At 54.3% G+C, this 17,773-nt stretch carries 11 protein-coding genes; 2 read left to right on the top strand and 9 right to left on the bottom strand.

From position 1 onward, the window contains the following. Positions 1–127: 127 nt before the first annotated feature. The 8 genes from EDM54_RS07455 to EDM54_RS07420 all read right to left on the bottom strand — a co-directional run bounded on the left by EDM54_RS07455 (position 128) and on the right by EDM54_RS07420 (position 9,418). Positions 128–682 carry a glycerol-3-phosphate responsive antiterminator gene (locus tag EDM54_RS07455; RefSeq protein ID WP_024983034.1) on the bottom strand — a complete coding sequence of 185 codons (555 nt, stop codon included), beginning with the start codon at positions 680–682 and terminating at the stop codon, positions 128–130. 43 nt (positions 683–725) lie between these two features. Next, positions 726–1,535, bottom strand: a complete 810-nt coding sequence (locus tag EDM54_RS07450) for a sugar phosphate isomerase/epimerase family protein (RefSeq protein ID WP_122958005.1) — start codon at positions 1,533–1,535, stop codon at positions 726–728. A gap of 15 nt (positions 1,536–1,550) precedes the next feature. After that, complete coding sequence (locus EDM54_RS07445; RefSeq protein ID WP_024983035.1) at positions 1,551–2,354, bottom strand: carbohydrate ABC transporter permease; 804 nt, start codon at positions 2,352–2,354, stop codon at positions 1,551–1,553. A gap of 11 nt (positions 2,355–2,365) precedes the next feature. After that, positions 2,366–3,256 (bottom strand): carbohydrate ABC transporter permease, encoded by an 891-nt coding sequence (locus EDM54_RS07440; protein WP_024983036.1) that lies wholly within the window; start codon positions 3,254–3,256, stop codon positions 2,366–2,368. A gap of 28 nt (positions 3,257–3,284) precedes the next feature. Next, positions 3,285–4,640, bottom strand: a complete 1,356-nt coding sequence (locus tag EDM54_RS07435; protein WP_003388712.1) for an ABC transporter substrate-binding protein — start codon at positions 4,638–4,640, stop codon at positions 3,285–3,287. A gap of 27 nt (positions 4,641–4,667) precedes the next feature. Beyond that, on the bottom strand, positions 4,668–5,951 hold the full coding sequence (locus EDM54_RS07430; RefSeq protein ID WP_122958004.1) for an ABC transporter ATP-binding protein: 1,284 nt from the start codon (positions 5,949–5,951) through the stop codon (positions 4,668–4,670). Positions 5,952–6,065: 114 nt separating this feature from the next. Next, positions 6,066–6,878 (bottom strand): HAD-IIA family hydrolase, encoded by an 813-nt coding sequence (locus tag EDM54_RS07425; protein ID WP_031932481.1) that lies wholly within the window; start codon positions 6,876–6,878, stop codon positions 6,066–6,068. Between the two features lie 341 nt (positions 6,879–7,219). Next, positions 7,220–9,418, bottom strand: coding sequence for a DNA topoisomerase III (locus tag EDM54_RS07420; protein WP_024983039.1), 2,199 nt, complete (start codon positions 9,416–9,418; stop codon positions 7,220–7,222). A gap of 294 nt (positions 9,419–9,712) precedes the next feature. Between EDM54_RS07420 and EDM54_RS26905 the strand changes: the two genes are divergently transcribed. Both EDM54_RS26905 and EDM54_RS07415 read left to right on the top strand, forming a co-directional pair. Next, positions 9,713–10,600 carry a hypothetical protein gene (locus tag EDM54_RS26905; protein WP_255320334.1) on the top strand — a complete coding sequence of 296 codons (888 nt, stop codon included), beginning with the start codon at positions 9,713–9,715 and terminating at the stop codon, positions 10,598–10,600. Beyond that, positions 10,507–12,720 carry an ATP-binding protein gene (locus EDM54_RS07415; protein ID WP_255320333.1) on the top strand — a complete coding sequence of 738 codons (2,214 nt, stop codon included), beginning with the start codon at positions 10,507–10,509 and terminating at the stop codon, positions 12,718–12,720. The genes EDM54_RS26905 and EDM54_RS07415 overlap by 94 nt, the downstream gene beginning before the upstream one ends. A 111-nt stretch (positions 12,721–12,831) precedes the next feature. On the opposite strand, the gene EDM54_RS07410 is transcribed toward EDM54_RS07415, so the two are convergent. Further along, entirely contained in the window at positions 12,832–17,556 is a 4,725-nt protein-coding gene (locus EDM54_RS07410; RefSeq protein ID WP_221175476.1) for an SdrD B-like domain-containing protein, read from the bottom strand. Between the last annotated feature and the right edge of the window lie 217 nt (positions 17,557–17,773).

Genomic DNA, 17,773 nt, shown 5'->3' with positions numbered 1-17,773 from the left:
ATTATAATCATAACACAAATATTTATTTTTGTCAACAGATATTTTTCCGGTAATCATGCCAACATTCTCCGTTCATTCATCCACTTGAGATCCGTCAAGATTTGCATATTCGTTAGTCCTTTTGCAATCAATTCCACAGCTCCGACCTGCTGAGCGATACCGCATCCGCTCCGTGGGCAAGCGCTTCCTGCACCTGCTTCCGGGTCCAGATCAACCCGCCCAAAATAATCGGCTGGGAGAGCTGTTCTTTGATATACGGAATGATCGAAGGCGCGATGCCCGGCATGATTTCGATGGCATCGGGCTGGTTTTCCTGCACATTTCTGATCGTATTCTGCAAAGAGCTGGAGTCGATCAAGAAGACGCGCTGAATCGTCAAAAGCCCCTCCTTTTTCGCCACGCGGATCATCGGTCCTTTGGTTGTGACAATACCTGCCGGGCGTATGTGCCGGGATAAAAAACGGCAGGATTCCTTGTCATTGGAAAGACCGTTCATCAGATCCGTGTGAACGAAAATCGGCTTGCCCGCTTGCGTGAAGGTCTCCGTCTCCTCCATCAGCCGGGTCAGCTTTGCGTACATCAGCAAAATGGCGCTGACCGGAGATGCCATCGCCGCTGCAAGCTGGTCCTGCTCCGTGGCGGCAATGACCGGATTTGCCTTCAGTAACGTCCTTATGTCCATCGGTATCCCCTCGCCTTCTGACATTGTTCCCTCGCAACCTCCCTCATCGCTGCTGGCTCAACCGCGAGATACTCAGCTCGGCATCCGCGACGCATGTCGTCTCAATGACCCAGCTGCCGGCAAACCCCTTTTCCTTGAGTAGAGACAATATCGCGGCAAAAGGAACCGTTCCTTCGCCTACAGCCAGATGATCGTCCTTGATCCCCCGGTTGTCGCTCAGGTGAAGGGCCTGCATATACGGAAAGACCTCCCGGAGACCATCCAGAGCGTAGCCTTTGCGGATCAGATGAGCGTGACCGATGTCGTAGACAATGCCCACCGATGGCGAAGCCACTTGTTTGCAGATGGCGATCAGATCGGAGACAGTCCAGCCGAGCACCTTGGGGTAGGGTGGCACGTTTTCCAGAAGAAGCCGTGTACGCGAATCCCCGATATGTGGCAGAAGCGGTTCGATAAACTGCGCGACCCGCTCCACTCCCCGCTCGCGCTCCGCCCCATCCAGGCGATCCTCTACCTCTCCGGCGTGCATCACCACATGCGTGCAATCCAAAAATGCAGCCACCTCCAGACAGCGCTTCATCGCATCTGCCGTCTGCTCCCTCAGCCCGCCTGCTGCCGCCGGGTTGCATCCGTCGATAGGCGCGTGGATCGACCAGACGATCCCCTTTTCGCTGCCCAGCGCCCGCAGATCGTTCAGCTCGCCAGCCGACCACTCGAGAAGCTCCCTGTGTCCTGCTTCGCACATGATTTCGATCGACGTCCAGCCGCCGTCGGCAAGCCGCTGGATCGCTTCCCTGAGCGGCTGGTCAAACAGCACGTACGTTGAGATGGCATAAGAAGCTTTTGCACTCATCGCTTTCCCCCCTCGTCATTTCACACCGGAATGGATGAAGCTGTTGATAAACTGCCGCTGAAACAGCAAAAAGGCAAGCAGCAGCGGGAAAATGACCATCACTGTGGCGGCGCTCACCTCGGCCCACTGCGCCCCTGTCTCGAACGACTGGGCAAAAATGGCGAGTCCGACGGTCAACGGACGGTTTTCCACCGAATTGGTGACGATGAGCGGCCACATGAAATTGTTCCAGTGGTAGCTGACCGACACCAGTCCAAACGCGATGTAGGTCGGCCGGGCCAGCGGAACGTACACCCGCCACAAAATCTGCCACCACGAGCAGCCCTCCATACGTGCGGCTTCCTCAAGCTCATGCGGGATCGTCTTGAATGTCTGCCGCAAGAGAAAAACGCCGAACGCCGAGGCGAAATACGGCATCATGATGCCCAGCTTCGTATCCAGCAAGGACAGGTCCCGCAGCACGTTGTAATTGGGAAAGATGAGGATGTCTGCCGGCACCATCAGTTGCACCAAAAACAGGATGAACAGCGCGTCCCGCCCCCAAAACCGGAGCTTCGCAAAGGCGTAGGCAGCCAGCGTGGCGGTCACGATTTGCACGGCGAGCACGCCCGTTACGATCAGAAATGTGTTGAGATAATACTGGGCAAAGGGAGCCGCATTCCATACCTTGATCACGTTATCCAGCGTGAAATCGGGACTGAGCGTCCAGGAGATCGCCAGCTCTCGCGGCCGGAATGCCGTCCAGAAGGCCCACACAAGCGGAAACAGCCAGAGGGCGGCCAGCCCGTACATCGCCACCCCCGTTATTTTGCGAAACATCTGACTCCCCCTCAGTTGTAATGAATCTTTTTATCCAGACCAAAAAATTGAATCGCGGCAACGAGCAGCAGGATGACCACCATGACGACTGTCAAAGCGGAAGCCATGCCCTGATCCCAGAAGGAAAACGCCGTCTCGTAAATGTAGTAAAGCAACAGGTTGCTGGCGTTGTCCGGACCGCCCTTGGTCATGATGACGAGATGGTCGACCAGCTTGAACGAGTTGGTAAACGCAATGATCAAGACGAACATCGTGGTGGGCATCAACAGCGGAAACGTCACTCGCCTGAACACCGTCCACGGCTTGGCTCCGTCCATCGAGGCGGATTCGTACAGTTCCTTGGAAATATTTTGCAAGCCGGCCAGATAAAAAATCATGAAGTAGCCCGCTTCCTTCCAGATCACCATGAAGATCATCGCAAACATGACGTTCGTCCGATCTCCCAGCCAGTTCATCCCGCCGTGGCCGAACCATTCCATGACATGGCTCAAAGCCCCGTACTCCGGCGTGTAAATGAACAGCCATATATTCGCGACGGCAATCATCGGGACGACCGTCGGATAAAAGTAGGCAGTGCGGACAAACCCTTTGCCGCGCAGCGCCTTGTTTGCAAACAAAGCCATCGCAAGTCCCAGGGCGATACTCGTCGGCACCGTCCCCAGAGCAAACCACAAGTTGTTGGTCAGCACCTTCCAGAACACGTCATCTTCCAGCATGATTCTGTAGTTGTCTCCCCCGTTAAAAAACGGCTCCGGGGAACCCAGATCCGCTTGGTAAAAGCTCAGGATAACCGTTTGAAGAACGGGATAAAAGGTAAACAGAACAAGGAAGATGAGGGAGGGAAGGAGCAGAAGCCAGGCGTAGATGTTGATCCTCCATTTTGCGCGATGTTCCAACCCCATTGTCGCTCCCCCAATTCATCTGCTGCTTTTATTTGTTGAACGGCGCGAGGATTTTGTCCGCTTCCTCCTGCGCTTTTTTCAATGCCGCGGCAGGCTCCGCCTGACCGGTAATCACGGCTTGCAGACTGTCGTTCAGCGCTTTGGTCACCTTCCCGTTGTTATGTGTAGACAGCTCGGCGTGTCCGTATGCCAACTGGTCGCGGGCGACTGCCGCCACCGGGAATGTTTTGACGTACTCTTTCATGCTCTCGGTTTCGTAGGCCGATTTGCGCGTGGCTACGTACCCTGTATCGATGCTCCATTGCGCGGCCCTCTCCGGCTCAGTCATGAAACGGATGAACTTCCACGCCGCTTCCTGCTTCTTCTCGTCGATGCCTTTGAACATATAGAAGTTTCCTCCGCCTGTCGGGCTGCCAAAGGTCTTTTTCGCGGGCAAAAACGCTACCCCAAAGTCAAACTTCGCGTTGTTTTTCACGTTCGTCAGGTTTCCGGTCGTATGGTACATCATCGCCGTCTTGCCCTCGAGAAAATCGGACGGCACCGTCGCCCACTCAATCACGCCCTCCGGCATGACCTGATGCTTTTTCGCCAAATCGACCCACAGTTGCAGCGCTTCGACGTTTTCCGGCGTATCGAAGAAGACCTTTTTCCCGTCTTCGGTCATCAGGTTTTTGCCGTTTTGCAGAGCAAAGGACTGGAACATCCAATACGGAAACCCGGATGTCGGGATTTCGACACCCCAGCGCCCGTCTTTTTTCAGCTTTGTCGCATACTCCACCAGCTCATCCCAGTTTTGCGGCGGCTTTTCCGGGTCAAGGCCGACTTCTTTGAACGCTTCCTTGTTGTAGTAAAGGACGATGGTGCTGCGCTGGAACGGGATGCTGTACGTCTTGCCGTCTACTTGCGAGTTGGCCATGAAGCCCGGATAAAAGTCGTTTACGTACTCGCTGCCGCCATCCTTGGCGATAAAATCGTCCAACGGAAGGATCGCGTCCATGTCCAGCATCGTGTACAGCTCCGTCGAGAGCATGACCGCAACGTCAGGCGGCGTCTTCCCTTGGACGGCGGCCTGGATTTTCGTCGTCGTATCCTGGTAGCTTCCGGTGTAGACCGGTTTCACGGCAATATCGGGATTCGCCTTGTTGAATTCCTCCGCCATGCCGTCGACGATCTTCGTCAGCGGACCGCCGACCGCTACCGGATAGAAGAAGGTAAGCTCTGTTTTTTCCCCGCTTGCCTTGCCCGCTCCCGATCCGGCCGCGGCTTCCGATCCTGCTCCTGCTCCAGCCTGACTGCCCGTCGCCGGGGCATTCCCGCTCGAGCAGCCCGTGATCAATGCCATGCTCATCAGTACGGAAAACAACCCTTTCACAACTGTACGCATCGGTTACTCTCTCCCTTTTCGCGTCTTTTAGATGGCGTTTATTTGCAAAACGTTTTGGTGGATGGTCTTTGACTCCGAAGCAGTCAGATTTTTGCCCGACTGCGGGTCAAACAGGCAAATTTGGCCCGGGTAGAACCCGACTCGGACCATTTCTCCCCTCCGGCAAGGCCATTGCCCGTTCCATTTGGCCTTCCAGCGGGCGCCTGCCAAAGCGAACTCGACGATCGTCTCCGAGCCGAGAATCTCGACAGCCTCCACCCTGACGGGCAAAGTGATGGCTCCGGCACTCGCATCCGAGCCTGCCGCCGGGCTTGCAACCGGATTTGCAGCCAGGCTTGCCAACTGGCTTATGCCCTGGACCGCCCGCTCCGCTTTGCCCTGACCGGCTCGCTCGCTCGCCGTATGGTCCGGGATGCCGACGGTCGGTTCCGCTGCGAAGGGCTGCAGCGCCTCGGGACGGATGCCCAAGACCACCGGAGCGCCCTCCCTGATCCCCTCGCGATAGCCAATCGGGAGAAATGCTTTTTCATTGCCTGTCCCGATCACCACGCCCTGGCAAGAACCGTCGCCTGCCCACGTTCCGTTCACCGTGTTCATCGGAGGGGAGCCGGTGAATTCGGCGACGAACAAATTGGCCGGCTGGTTGTACACGTCCAAAGGTCGTCCGATTTGCTGGACTTGCCCGTCGCGGAGCACCATCATCCGGTCCCCCATCGTCATTGCCTCCACCTGGTCGTGCGTAACGTAGATCATCGTGATCCCCAGCTCCTGCTGCAACTGGCGGATTTCCGTGCGCATGTGGCCCCGCAGCTTGGCATCGAGATTGGACAGCGGCTCGTCCATCAGGCAAATCGGATGCTGGCTGACGATCGCCCTCCCGAGCGCTACACGCTGGCGCTGCCCGCCGGACAGCTCGCGCGGCTTTCGCTGCAGCAACTGAGAGATCCCCAGCATTTCTGCTGCATGCGCAAGCCTTTTGGCCTGCTCCTGCTTGTCCACCTTGCGCACCTTCAGGCCGAACAAAATATTTTCTTTCACCGTCAAATGCGGGTACAAGGCGTAGTTTTGAAACACCATCGAGATGCTCCGGCCGCTCGGCGGGACGTGATTCATCTGTTTTCCCCCGATCAGCAGCTCCCCGGAGCTGATATCCTCCAATCCGGCAATCATGCGCAGTGTGGTCGACTTGCCGCATCCCGAGGGACCCACCAGGACGAAAAACTCGCCCGGCTCAATCAGGGCGCTCACCTCGTGGACAACCGTTTGCCGGTCAAACGTTTTGCAAATGCGCCGCAATTCTACTTCGGCCATGTCTCTCCCCCCTTATCTCTGCACTTGTGCTCCATCGTTCTCTGCATGCCCCTCCCATCATAGCAATCGCTTGCGAAGGAATAATTTGGTTTGTGTAAAGGTCCTGTTAAGCCGTCATGAAACGGCTCCCGTTCCGGTTCCCGCAATCGAAAACAACTGCCCAATCGTCGGCAGGATGTAGTCCGGAACAATTTCTGAGGATTCAGCAGCGCATCTGTCCGTTACCCCCGTCAAGACGAGGGCCGTTTTCATGCCGCTTTTTCGTCCGAGGAGGATGTCCGTTTCCAGCCGGTCCCCTACCATCAGGCACCGTTCCGCTGACAGCCCTGCTTTCGCCAGCACCTTCTCGGCGTAAAAGGCGGAAGGCTTGCCGATCATCGCCCAGGCGCTCTTGCCGCTGGCGGTCTCAATTGCTTTTGCCAGCGCTCCTGTATCGGGAATGGAGCCGCCGGGAACGGGACAGACCGGGTCGGGATTGGTGACGATCAGCCGGGCGCCGCTGCTGACGGCTTCCATCGCGGCCTGCAGCTTCGCATATGTAAACGCGCGGTCCATGCCGACCAGTACATGCGTCGCCTCCGCTGGATTTTGCACCTGCTCAATTTGAAAGCCATCCACTTCCTCTTTCAGCGCAGACTCGCCGATGATCAGCACGCGCGGCCGGGCTTCCTGTTCTCTCAAGTACAGGCCTGCGGCATAGGCGGCCGTCATGATTTCCTCCAGCTCCGCGTCTACGCCCAGCTTGTGCAGGCGCACCTGACAGCCCTCCCGCGTCTGGACGGAGGTGTTGGTCAGAAACATCACTTTTTTGCCGCTTACGCGCAGCCCCGCGAGTGTCTCTGCCGCTCCGGGAAGCAGCCGGTCTCCGAGAAAGACCGTCCCATCCAGGTCAAAGAAATACGCATCAAACAACGTTGTGTCCAGCAAAGCCTCCCGCCTGCTCCTTTCCGTGACAGCATCGGCTGTACGCAAAATGCCCCCATGCAGCAATAGCACAGATAAACATCCCTGCAAAAGCCAGGTCTGTCTTTTCTCCACGCTATTCCTGTATGGGGGCTTTCTCCTCGTCTCAACCCGCGTACAGTCGGTATCAAATGATTGGTTGCAAGATGATCGTACCAACCGATTGTTAAGCTGGTGTTGAAGAATCGTCTCAGTTTTGTTAAGCCGCGTCAAAAAACAGAAAAAGTGGCCTCACAAATACATAAGGCCACTCCATTATCACCGATAGCAAACGATTACTGATCGCGATCGTTGCGAATGAATCATTAATTGTCCAGCTTCAGCTTGGCAAGCGCGTCTTTGAGTGCCGTATTCATCATGCCGTCGGCTTCCTTTTCCTGCTCCTTCAAAAACTTCGCTACCTCCCGCTTGGACACCTTGGTGTTCTTTTCCTTGCTCCGCCGCTCGTTAAAGGTCGACAGCTTCTCCCGGTGGCCGCAGACGCAGACGAACGTCTGGCCTTCTCCCTCGCCCCGCAGCTCCAGCCTTTTGTGGCATTGCGGGCATCTCGCATTCGTCACCTTGGCGATTGTTTTCCGGTGGCCGCATTCCCGGTCCTGACAGACGAGCATCTTGCCTTTTTTCCCGTTTACCTCCAGCATGAACTTTCCGCACTCCGGACATTTGCTGCGGGTCAGGTTGTCGTGGCGGAATTTCTTGTCGCTATTCTTGATTTCCTGAACGACGGTTTTGGCATAGCTCTTCATCTCGCCGATAAACGCTTGCTTGTTCAGCTTGCCTTTGGCGATCGACCCCAGCTTCAGCTCCCACTGGGCTGTCAGCGTCGGCGATTGCAAATCTTCCGGGACGAGCTCCAGCAACTGCTTTCCTTTCGAGGTGATATGGATGTGCTTGCCCCTTTTCTCGATCAGGAAGCTGTTGAACAGCTTTTCGATAATGTCGGCGCGCGTCGCGACCGTTCCGAGCCCGCCCGTCTCGCCGATGGTCTGGATCAGCTCTTTCTTTTCGTGCGCCATATATTTTGCCGGATTTTCCATCGCGGACAAGAGGCTCGCTTCGGTAAACGGCTCCGGCGGCTTCGTCTCCCCGGTTGTCCGCGTCGCTGAACTGATGCGCAGCCGGTCTCCCTTGGAGATGCTTGGCAGCAGTTGATCGGCTACACCTTCTTTTGACTCCTCTTCCTCGTAATCGTGATCGTACACTTCTTTCCAGCCGGAAGCCGTGACCCTTTTTCCTTTGGCTGTAAACAAATGAACGCCGATTTTCGCCTGGATCGTCGTCTGCTCGTACTCAAACGGCGGGAACAACACCGCCAGAAAGCGTTTTACCACCAGGTCAAAAATCTTTCGCTCCCTGTCGCTCAAGTCTCCCAAAAAGACCTTCTGCTCGGTCGGAATAATCGCATGGTGATCGGATACCTTGCTGTCATCGACAAAGGACTTGTTTGCCCTGATTCCGGACCGCAGCACCTTCGCAGCCAACTGGGCATACGGCTTGATTTGTACCGCTTTGATCCGGTCCGCCAGCGTCTCAACGATGTCAGAGGACAGGTAACGGGAATCGGTTCGCGGATAGGTCAGCACCTTGTGGTTTTCATACAGGCTCTGCATGATGGAAAGCGTCTCTTTGGCCGAATAGCCGAACAGCTTGTTGGCATCCCGCTGCAATTCGGTCAAGTCGTAGAGCTGCGGAGCATAGCTCTTTTTCAGCGTTTTCGCGACTTCGACGATTTCGGCCTCCTTCCCCTTGATGTCCTTCAGGATCTGATCGCTGGCATCCTTGGAAAAGGTTCTCGTTTCCTTTGTTTTCGGGTCCTGCCAAATCAGCCGCAGGTTGTTTTCAGCGACAGCGGCAATGCCGTAATAAGGCTTTGGCACAAACCGGCGAATTTCTTCCTCTCTTTTGGCAATGATGGCGAGCGTGGGCGTCTGTACCCGTCCGCAGGAAAGCTGGGCATTGTGCTTGCAGGTCAAAGCCCGCGTCGCGTTGATGCCTACTACCCAGTCCGCTTCCGCGCGGGCAGCCGCAGAGGCGTATAGATGCTCGAATTCCTTGCCGTCTTTTAACCGTTGGAAGCCCTCTTTGATCGCTTTATCGGTCACGGACGAAATCCAGAGGCGTTTGAGCGGCTTGTTTGTCCGGACCATTTCGATGATCCACCTGGCCACCAGCTCTCCCTCGCGGCCCGCGTCTGTGGCGATGACGATGTCTTTTACGTCTTTGCGGAGCATTTGCTGTTTCACCGCATGAAATTGCTTGCTGCTCTCCCTGATCACCACCAGCCGGAAGGAAGGCGGCAGGATCGGCAAGTCCTCGATCTTCCACGAACTGAACTGCTCGCCGTACGCTTCCGGATCAGCCAGGGTAACAAGATGGCCCAAGGCCCACGTTACGATATACTTGTCTCCCTCGAAAAAGCCGTTTCCTTTTTTATGGCAATGCAGCACTCTTGCTATATCCCGACCAACGGAAGGCTTTTCAGCCAGTACCAACGTTTTGCTCATTGATGACATCCTTTCTTGAGAAGTGAAGAGGGACCGGTGTTTGTTTGCCATGATGTTCTTTCCTCTTCAGAGAATCCTTCCCCCATCATAATCAATTCTCTGTCTCTTGAACAATGTTTGTGAGGGATCCATGTCCATTTTGCGCCCGCCAATGCTCGAAAGGCATTTTATTCCCCCCCTGAATAAAAGGGATTGTATCGCCTAAATAGAATTATTGAAACTATGACGAAAAGAAAACTTTTCCTAATTGCTATTATCTTTATACTGACTTTGACAAGTATCCGGATTTTATGGATGTACCTGAACTTCCCTCCGGATCAGCCACGCGCTGTCCAGGGCGTACTGGACTTGCGTGATTGGGACTTTGCGTCTGAGCGTCCGATTTCTTTGAAGGGCGAGTGGGAGTTTTATCCCAGTCAGTTTCTCGCAAGGCACTCAGGCACGGATACAGGTTTGCAAGGGCAAACGGAGACATCCAAGAAAATCGTTCAAGTACCCGGCCACTGGAAATCTTATCTTACTTCCGAAAAGAACTCATCATTCGGGTACGGTACATATCGCTTGCGCGTACTGGTGAATCCTGACCGCCATCAACCGTACGAAATACGTGTCCACCGCATCGTCTCCGCCTCTGAACTGTACGTAAACGGCCGTTTGATGGGGCAAGCCGGCTATCCGGATGTAAACGCTGAACAAACCAAAGCGATCAGTGTCCCTTATTCTGCTGTTTTTACGGCGGACAGCGGGGAGATAGACATCGTCATTCACGCCGCCAATTACTACAACGGCGTTTCCGCGGGAATGGTGGACCCCGTCAAGTTCGGGTCCCAGCAAGCGGTGAATCGGGCCGTGGAATTTTCCGTCGGAACCCAAGTCGTTGTCATCCTGATTTTGAGCCTGCACATTATTTATGCCTTGATCTTCTTTTTTCTCGGGGTACGGCAAAAGTCGCTCATCTATTTTGCTTTGTTGATGATGTCGGCCATTTTCACGATTGTGCTGGATGATGATCGGCTCCTCCTGCAATGGATGCCGCTCGAATACGAATGGCACCGGAAGCTGGTCTCCATTTCCTTTCTGGGGCTTCCGTGTTTCTCTTTCAATATGTCAGGCACCTCTTTCCGGATTTTGTGGTCTTTCGAGCTTCCCGTTGGTACCTCGTCGCTGCTTGCATCAGTTTGATCCTGAATTTGTCGACGTCTGCCCTGTACCCTGCCATCAATCTCTTTAAGGTGCTTGTCGTCCTCTTTCCTTTTTTGATCATCCCCGGGCTCTTTTTCCAAAAGACCTTGAAGGATGACCCGGATGTCGTTTTCTTGTGTCTCGGCGCCATCAGCATCATGCTCAACATGCTATGGGGGATTATCAAAGGCAACAGCTCGATGGAGATGGGTTATTACCCGCTTGATATGATCGCAACGGTCATCGCTCTCGCCTCCTACTGGTTCCGGCGCTATTTCAGGGCTTCCACCCAGACGGCCTTGCTTGCCGAGAAGCTGAAAAAGACAGACAAGCTGAAGGACGACTTCCTGGTGAACACCTCGCATGAACTGCGAAATCCGCTGCACGGCATTTTGTCGATTGCACAGTCGGTACTTGATAGCGGAAGCATTTCTGACAACAACAGCAGGGAAAACATGAAGCTGCTCATTTCCGTCGGCAGACGAATGTCCCTGATGCTCAATGACCTGATTGATTTGAATCGTCTCAAGGAGGGGCGGATTCAGCTGCAGGTAGCAAACGTGCAAGTGCAAACCGTTGCCTCGGGCGTGCTGGATATGATTCGTTTTCTTACGGAAGGAAAACCTGTGCGGCTCGTCAATCAGATCCCCGGCAACCTGCCCGGCGTCATGGCCGACGAACACCGCCTGATCCAGATTTTGTTCAATCTGCTTCACAATGCGGTGAAATATACGCCCGAAGGAGACATCGTCGTCAAAGCACAGGCAAAAGCGGGGAAAGTCTTTATCATGGTCTCCGATACCGGAGTCGGGATGGACAAAGAGACACAGCTAAGGATTTTCCAGCCTTACGAACAGGGAAGCGCCGGGATGGAAGGCGGCGGGTTCGGATTGGGCCTGAGCATATGCAAGCAATTGGTTGAGCTGCATGGCGGCACCATTGAGGTAAGCTCGACGCCTGGAAAGGGCACTACTTTTACCTTCAGCCTGCCGCTTACTGATCCATCTCGTCTTCCATCTGGCAATGTTTCCGTTCTGGCCTCATCCGATTCGGTTACCCGTCTGGAAACTGCCGTATCCGTTTCCGAGCTGCCCGCGGTCGCGGCGAAGCCAAAAGCGGACGTCCCGGCAACGGAAGGAGCACGCATCCTGGCCGTCGACGATGATCCGGTAAACGTCAACGTACTCGTAAACATTTTGTCGTTGGATCACTACGAAATCGTCACCGCTTCGAGCGGAAAGGAAGCGCTGGCCATTTTGAGCGAAAACGAGTGGGACCTGGTTATTACGGACGTGATGATGCCGCAGATGTCGGGGTATGAGTTGACGGCGGCAATTCGTGAGCGGTTTTCCATTTCTGAGCTGCCCATCCTGCTTTTGACCGCACGCAATCGCCCCGAGGATATAGAAGCGGGCTTCCACTCCGGCGCCAACGATTATGTCACAAAACCGGTCGATGCGATGGAATTGAGATCCCGGGTACGGGCCTTGACCGAGCTGAAAAACTCCGTCAGCGAACGACTGCGTCTGGAAGCTGCATGGCTCCAGGCACAGATTCAACCTCACTTTTTATTTAATACCTTGAACACCATTGCCGCACTCAGCGATATCGATTCAGCCCGAATGACAGCCCTGCTTGAGGAGCTTGGTAAATATTTGCGGGCCAGCTTTGATTTCAACAATTCCAAGAAGCTGGTGCCGATTGAGCATGAGCTTGCCTTTGTCCGCTCGTACCTGTTCATCGAAAAGCAGCGGCATGACGACAGGCTGGACGTCGTCTGGGAAGTGGACGACCACATCGAGGTGCAAATTCCGCCTCTTTCCATCCAGCCTCTCGTCGAAAATGCGATCAGACATGGCCTCATGAAACGGGCAAGAGGAGGAAAAATCCACATACGTGTTACCAATTGCAAGGAGTATGTGGAAATTTCTGTAGTCGATGACGGCCTAGGCATGGATGACTACACGCTGAAAAACGTCCTCGAGGGTACCTTGGAGAAACCCCGGGGCATTGGACTCATCAATACGAACCGGCGATTGAAACAAATCTACGGGAAAGGTCTGCATATCGAGAGCATTCCTGGTCAGGGCACCGCCATTACTTTTTCCGTTAAAAAGTAGGAATCTGTCCTCCCCCTGATAATGAGAAAAAGGCTAGCCAGCGGCATTCTGTGCCGCGGCTAGCCTTGCTTCATTTGTTGCCTGTCGCATTCGGAGATGCAACTGCACCGTTTAGATTTTTTGTCGCAACCGGTACAAGACCCCTGCTATCAGGAAGAAGGCAACTCCTATAAACGGCAAGTACGACATCGACTCGCCTGTTTGGGGAAGTGTCTTGCCCGGTGTTCCGTCCTCGGATGCAGGAGGAGCTTGGTTGTCTGGCTCCAGGGACCCTGCCCCTGCCGGGATATCGTCAGGGTCAATGGTTTCCAGATTTTCGGTTGGCGGAGTGTTTGGTGTTGCAGCGCCAGGTTGGCCCGTGCCCGGAGTCGGAGTGACGTTTCCTCCACCGGGATTGCCCGTACCCGGTTGTACCGGAGTGCCAGGGTTGCTCGGATTGCCTGGATTACTTGGATTGCCCGGACTGCCTGGATTATCAGGGGTTCCTGGGTTATCCGGGGTATCCGGTTTATCTGGCTTATCTGGCTTATCTGGTTTATCTGGTTTATCCGGCCTATCCGGTTTCTCAGGTTTCTCCGGTTTCTCCGGCTTCTCCGGTTTGTCTGGTTTAGACACCAGACCTGCATCGATGCTCAGATTTTCCTCTTCCTGCTCCAGCTTGATCCGCTTGGTCCAGCCGTCCTTGTCAGGATCTGAGTCAATATTTTCGTCAGAACCGACTAGCCTTTCGGTAAAGGAGTATCCTTCCGGCAAGATAAAACGGACCTGGTAGGTACCCGCATCCAGACGGGCAAACTCGTAATACCCCTTTTTGTCGTTGACGGTTGCTGTCACCGTATGATCAAGCTGTTTTCCGTTGTCATCATACAGCTCGACCTTGACGCCGTTTATACCGGGCTCATCCTCATCCTGAAGGCCGTTTTTATTTTTGTCGATCCAGACCGTATCGCCCAGTTTCGCTTTTCCGCTGTTGCCAGTGGACGCGTAGACTCCGGCATCAATGGTCAGATTCGTCTCTCCGGCTCCGAGGATGATCGGCTTGGTCCAGCCTTCTTCGTTTGCGTTTGAATCTTTGCTCCGGTCTTCGCCCTCCTCCGTCAAGGTAAACTCGTACCCGTCAGGAAGAAGGAAGCGAACCAGATAGGTACCGCCCGTCAACTGGTTAAACTCATAGTAGCCGGCTTTTCCGTTGACTGTCGCCGTTTCCGTGGTCGCGATCAGTGACGCCGTTTCGTCAAAGAGCTGGACGGTTACACCGTCAAGACCGCTTTCGGCTTCGTCCTGAAGACCGTTTTTGTTCTCGTCGATCCATACTGTATCACCCAGCTTTGCCTTCAGTACAGGACCTACCGGAGCCGAATAGACTCCCGCATCAATCGTCAGGTTGGTCTCGCCCGGCTGAAGAGTAATCTCATCGGTCCAGCCCGTCGATTTTGCGTTGGAATCGGCAGCCCTGTCGGAGCCCGCGCCGGTTGTCGTGAACACATACGCTGAAAGCGGAACAAACCGGACTTTGTACGTGCCCGCATCCAGTGAATCGAACAGATAGTAGCCCTTTTTGCCGTCCTTGGTTTGTGTCTTCGTCGTCGCTACCCGTTCGTTTTTACTGTTGTAGAGCTCGACGGTCATACCGTCCAGGCCCGCTTCACCAGCATCCTGAAGGCCGTTTCGGTTGCTGTCGACCCATACATAGTCACCCAAAGCGGCTGGCGGCAGTTTAACCAATCCGGCGTCAATCGTCAGGTTCAGCTCGCCTTGGCCCAGCTTGATCACTTTTGACCAGCCTTCTCTGTCCACGTCGGAATCTTTTCCGCGGTCGGAGCCCTGCTCCTGCTTGCCAAAGCCATAGGCGATGGACGGAGCGATTACCTTTACCTTGTAGTCGCCTGGCGGCAGCTGATCAAACAGGTAATACCCTGGCTTGCCGTCCTTGGTTCTTGTTGTCGTCTTGATTGGCGGACTGTTTTCACCGCTATACAGCTCGACAACAACTCCATCGACTCCGGACTCGTCGTCATCCTGTATTCCGTTGTCGTTGGCATCGAGCCAGACGTAGTCGCCGATCGCGCCTTTGTTTGGAATATAGCCGGCGTCAATGGTGTGATTCTTCTCGTTCTCCGACAGCGTAATCAGGTCGGTTCTGCCGGTAGCGGGATCGGCATCCGAATCCTTTGCCGCATCCTGGCCCGCCTTTTTCACTGTCAGCTTCTCATGATGGAGGGAGCTTCCAAAACGGACCATGTATGAGCCCGGCTCCAGGTTGGGGAACAGGTAATAACCCGGATTTCCATTGAAATCGTCGCCCGTCACCGTCTTCTCCAGCGTTGTTCCTTGCGCGTTCAACAGTTCCACGACAATTCCGTTGATTCCCTCTTCGCCGTCGTCCTGAATGCCGTTCTCATTTTTGTCAGACCATACATAGTCACCGATTTCCGCTTTGTTGCTCTCGTAAATGGTCATTCCGACCTTGGGAGGCTCGGCAGGCAGAAGCGGTTCTCCAGCTTTTGTCTCCGCCATGTATCCAAAGGAGTTCCAGGCTACTTCCCCGTTCGTAGGTGCACCGACCGGCGCCCTCATCGGCCACTGGATTTCCAGTTCATCCTCAGGCTCAAGATAAATACCCGGGTCAAGGACGAATTTCAGCGCTGTCACCTTTGTAATGTCAGAAGGCGGACTTGCTTCCCAATGACCGTTATCAACGCCCGTTACCGGGTGCATCGTGATATTGGGCGTAGTGGAATAGTACACCGTTATGTGTTCGGAAACGCTGACTTCCCCCATCAGAATAGGGCCCCACTGGCTTTTCCGCTTGCCGTTTGTGGAGACGACTCCCGTGTCGCCAATTCTCGGCAATGTGTTGATCATGACGAGATTTTGCAGTGTTTGATTTCCAACATTGGAAATCTTCAACCGGTAGTCGGCGGTGCCGCCCGGCGTTGTCCTTCCTTTGTCCGGATAGCGGGACCAGTCTCCATCCAGCTCGCCTCGTATCCACATGATCGATTGAACGGTAGCACTGACCACGACCGCGACTTTCGCAGACCGCTCGATAACATACGTACCGTCTGTCGGCTTGCAGTCCGGACATTTTTTGTACGTAAAGGAGACATCGTTGAGATAATCGTCATCCGAGGTAAGCTGCAGCTTGTTTTCAATCTCGCCCGGCTTTGCACCCGCCTTGACATGGGTACGCAGGACGATCTCGACCGTTTCCCCAGGCTTCAAGCTGCTGTTCTCCCAATGCCATACGAGCTGCTTCGTGCCGTCACCTTGAGTATCCTCATGAAACGATGGTTCCGGGAGGCCCGCAGGAGCTTTGGTCATTTTCCATTCGTCAAATACAAGATCGGCTGGCAAGATATCTGTCAACTTTGGGTTAGTCAGGTTTGCGCTGCCGTATTTGGTGTTTTGCATCGTCAGGGTGAATGCAACTTCCTCTGTAGGCTGCAAAGAGGTTCGGTTCGCCTTCTTTTCCAGGTTCACCAACGGCCGGGGCTTGACGACGTCAATAGTGGCCGAACTTGTTTCCTCTCTTGGCTTGCCTTCGAATTCATACTGCAACAGAGCCGTATTGGTAATTTTTTTGGCCTCGTCATCAGCTAGCGGAAGGTTCTCTGGTACGCGGTAGGTCAGGACGAATGCTTTTCCCTGAACAAAATTGATGGGGAGGTTTTCGAAACGATATTGAATTCCCATGATGACCTTGCCCGGCACCACGTCGCTCACTACCAGCTTCTGCGACTTGGAAGCCGAAATGTCCTGCTTCAAAGGCACCCAGTCAGCGTCTGTTGGGTTTTCTGTCTCCGTGTAGTAGATGTCATACTTTTCAATGCCGGAGAAGGTGGCGGTTTCCAGTTCTTCAAGAACAAACTCGATATCGATATCCTCGGTTCCAGGTATCGAAGATCCGGCCTTTGTCGGGGTCATATCGGTGATGACCGCTTTTGGTATGCTCTTGTTTGACCTGTTTTCAAAGCCTTCGATTGTAAAAGAAACGGTTTGGTTTGGGGATACTTCCTTGTTGTACCAAAAAGGCTGCTTGCGAATGGAAGCTCCGAAGTCGTCCGGATTTGTGTGGAATTTGTGCTCGACGAAGGCATCGAGGGTGACTTCTTCCTGCTCCAACGGGGTAAACTTTGCAGTTACTGTGTTTTTCACCGTGTCTTTGTCAAGGTCTTCCGGGTATTTCACCTTCACTTTGAAGATCTTCTTCCCTCTCGTGTCATCCTCCAGTTTCCAGCTTATGGTGTGCGTTTCCGGATCGTACTCCCCTTTCGGAGAGGAGGCCGAGGGATCAGAGTCGTCATACACCGCCTCCGGCGGCAGTGTATCTACGATCGTAATGTTCTTGATATCGAGTCTGCCGGTAGAAGTCGAACCTTTTTCAGTGAAATCGATTTGATACTCGACTACCGAGCCTTTCAGCGGATCAGGCAGGGGCCTTATCTTCTTTTTGGTCAGCTCCCACTCTGCTTTGGCTTCGGCAGTAACCACAGCTTCGTTGGAAGGCAATTCTTTCGGTTCCGCATCAACCGTCGTTTCAAACGTGCATTGCGCTGTTGTAGACGTCCCGTCCGGCGTTTTGTAGTTGGGATATCTGGCCTGGACCTTCAGCGAGCCAGTGGAACCAGCCGGGAGCGGGTCATCGAGAAAGGTAAAGGTTACTGTGTTTTTGTCTTTGTCAAAGCTGCCCTCCGAAATTTCGCTATCGACCAGATCGACAAACTCGACGCCAGCTGGCAGCGGAAATACGATTTTCGGAGATTCAAACTCAAGCTTTGACGTACTGGACACGCTGTATCTGATCGTATACTCAAACGTTTCTCCGGACTTCACATGATCCTTGCTGGCCTTAAGATCGAGTACAATCAGTTCGTCAAGTTCCTCCGGGGTTGGTGTGACTGGTGGTGTAACTGGTGGCGGTGGCGGTGTAACTGGCGGTGTTCCCGGAAGAGGTTCCCCTGTTGGCGGGGTACCGGGCGTTTCTCCGTTCGTCGGCGGGGTACCAGGGGTTTCTCCGTTCGTCGGCGGGGTGCCGGGCGTTTCTCCGTTC

Source organism: Brevibacillus borstelensis (genome assembly GCF_003710865.1).
Taxonomy (GTDB): Bacteria; Bacillota; Bacilli; order Brevibacillales; family Brevibacillaceae; genus Brevibacillus; species Brevibacillus borstelensis.
Note: the sequence above shows the minus strand (reverse complement) of the source record. Positions and strands in the feature narration are given on the sequence as shown.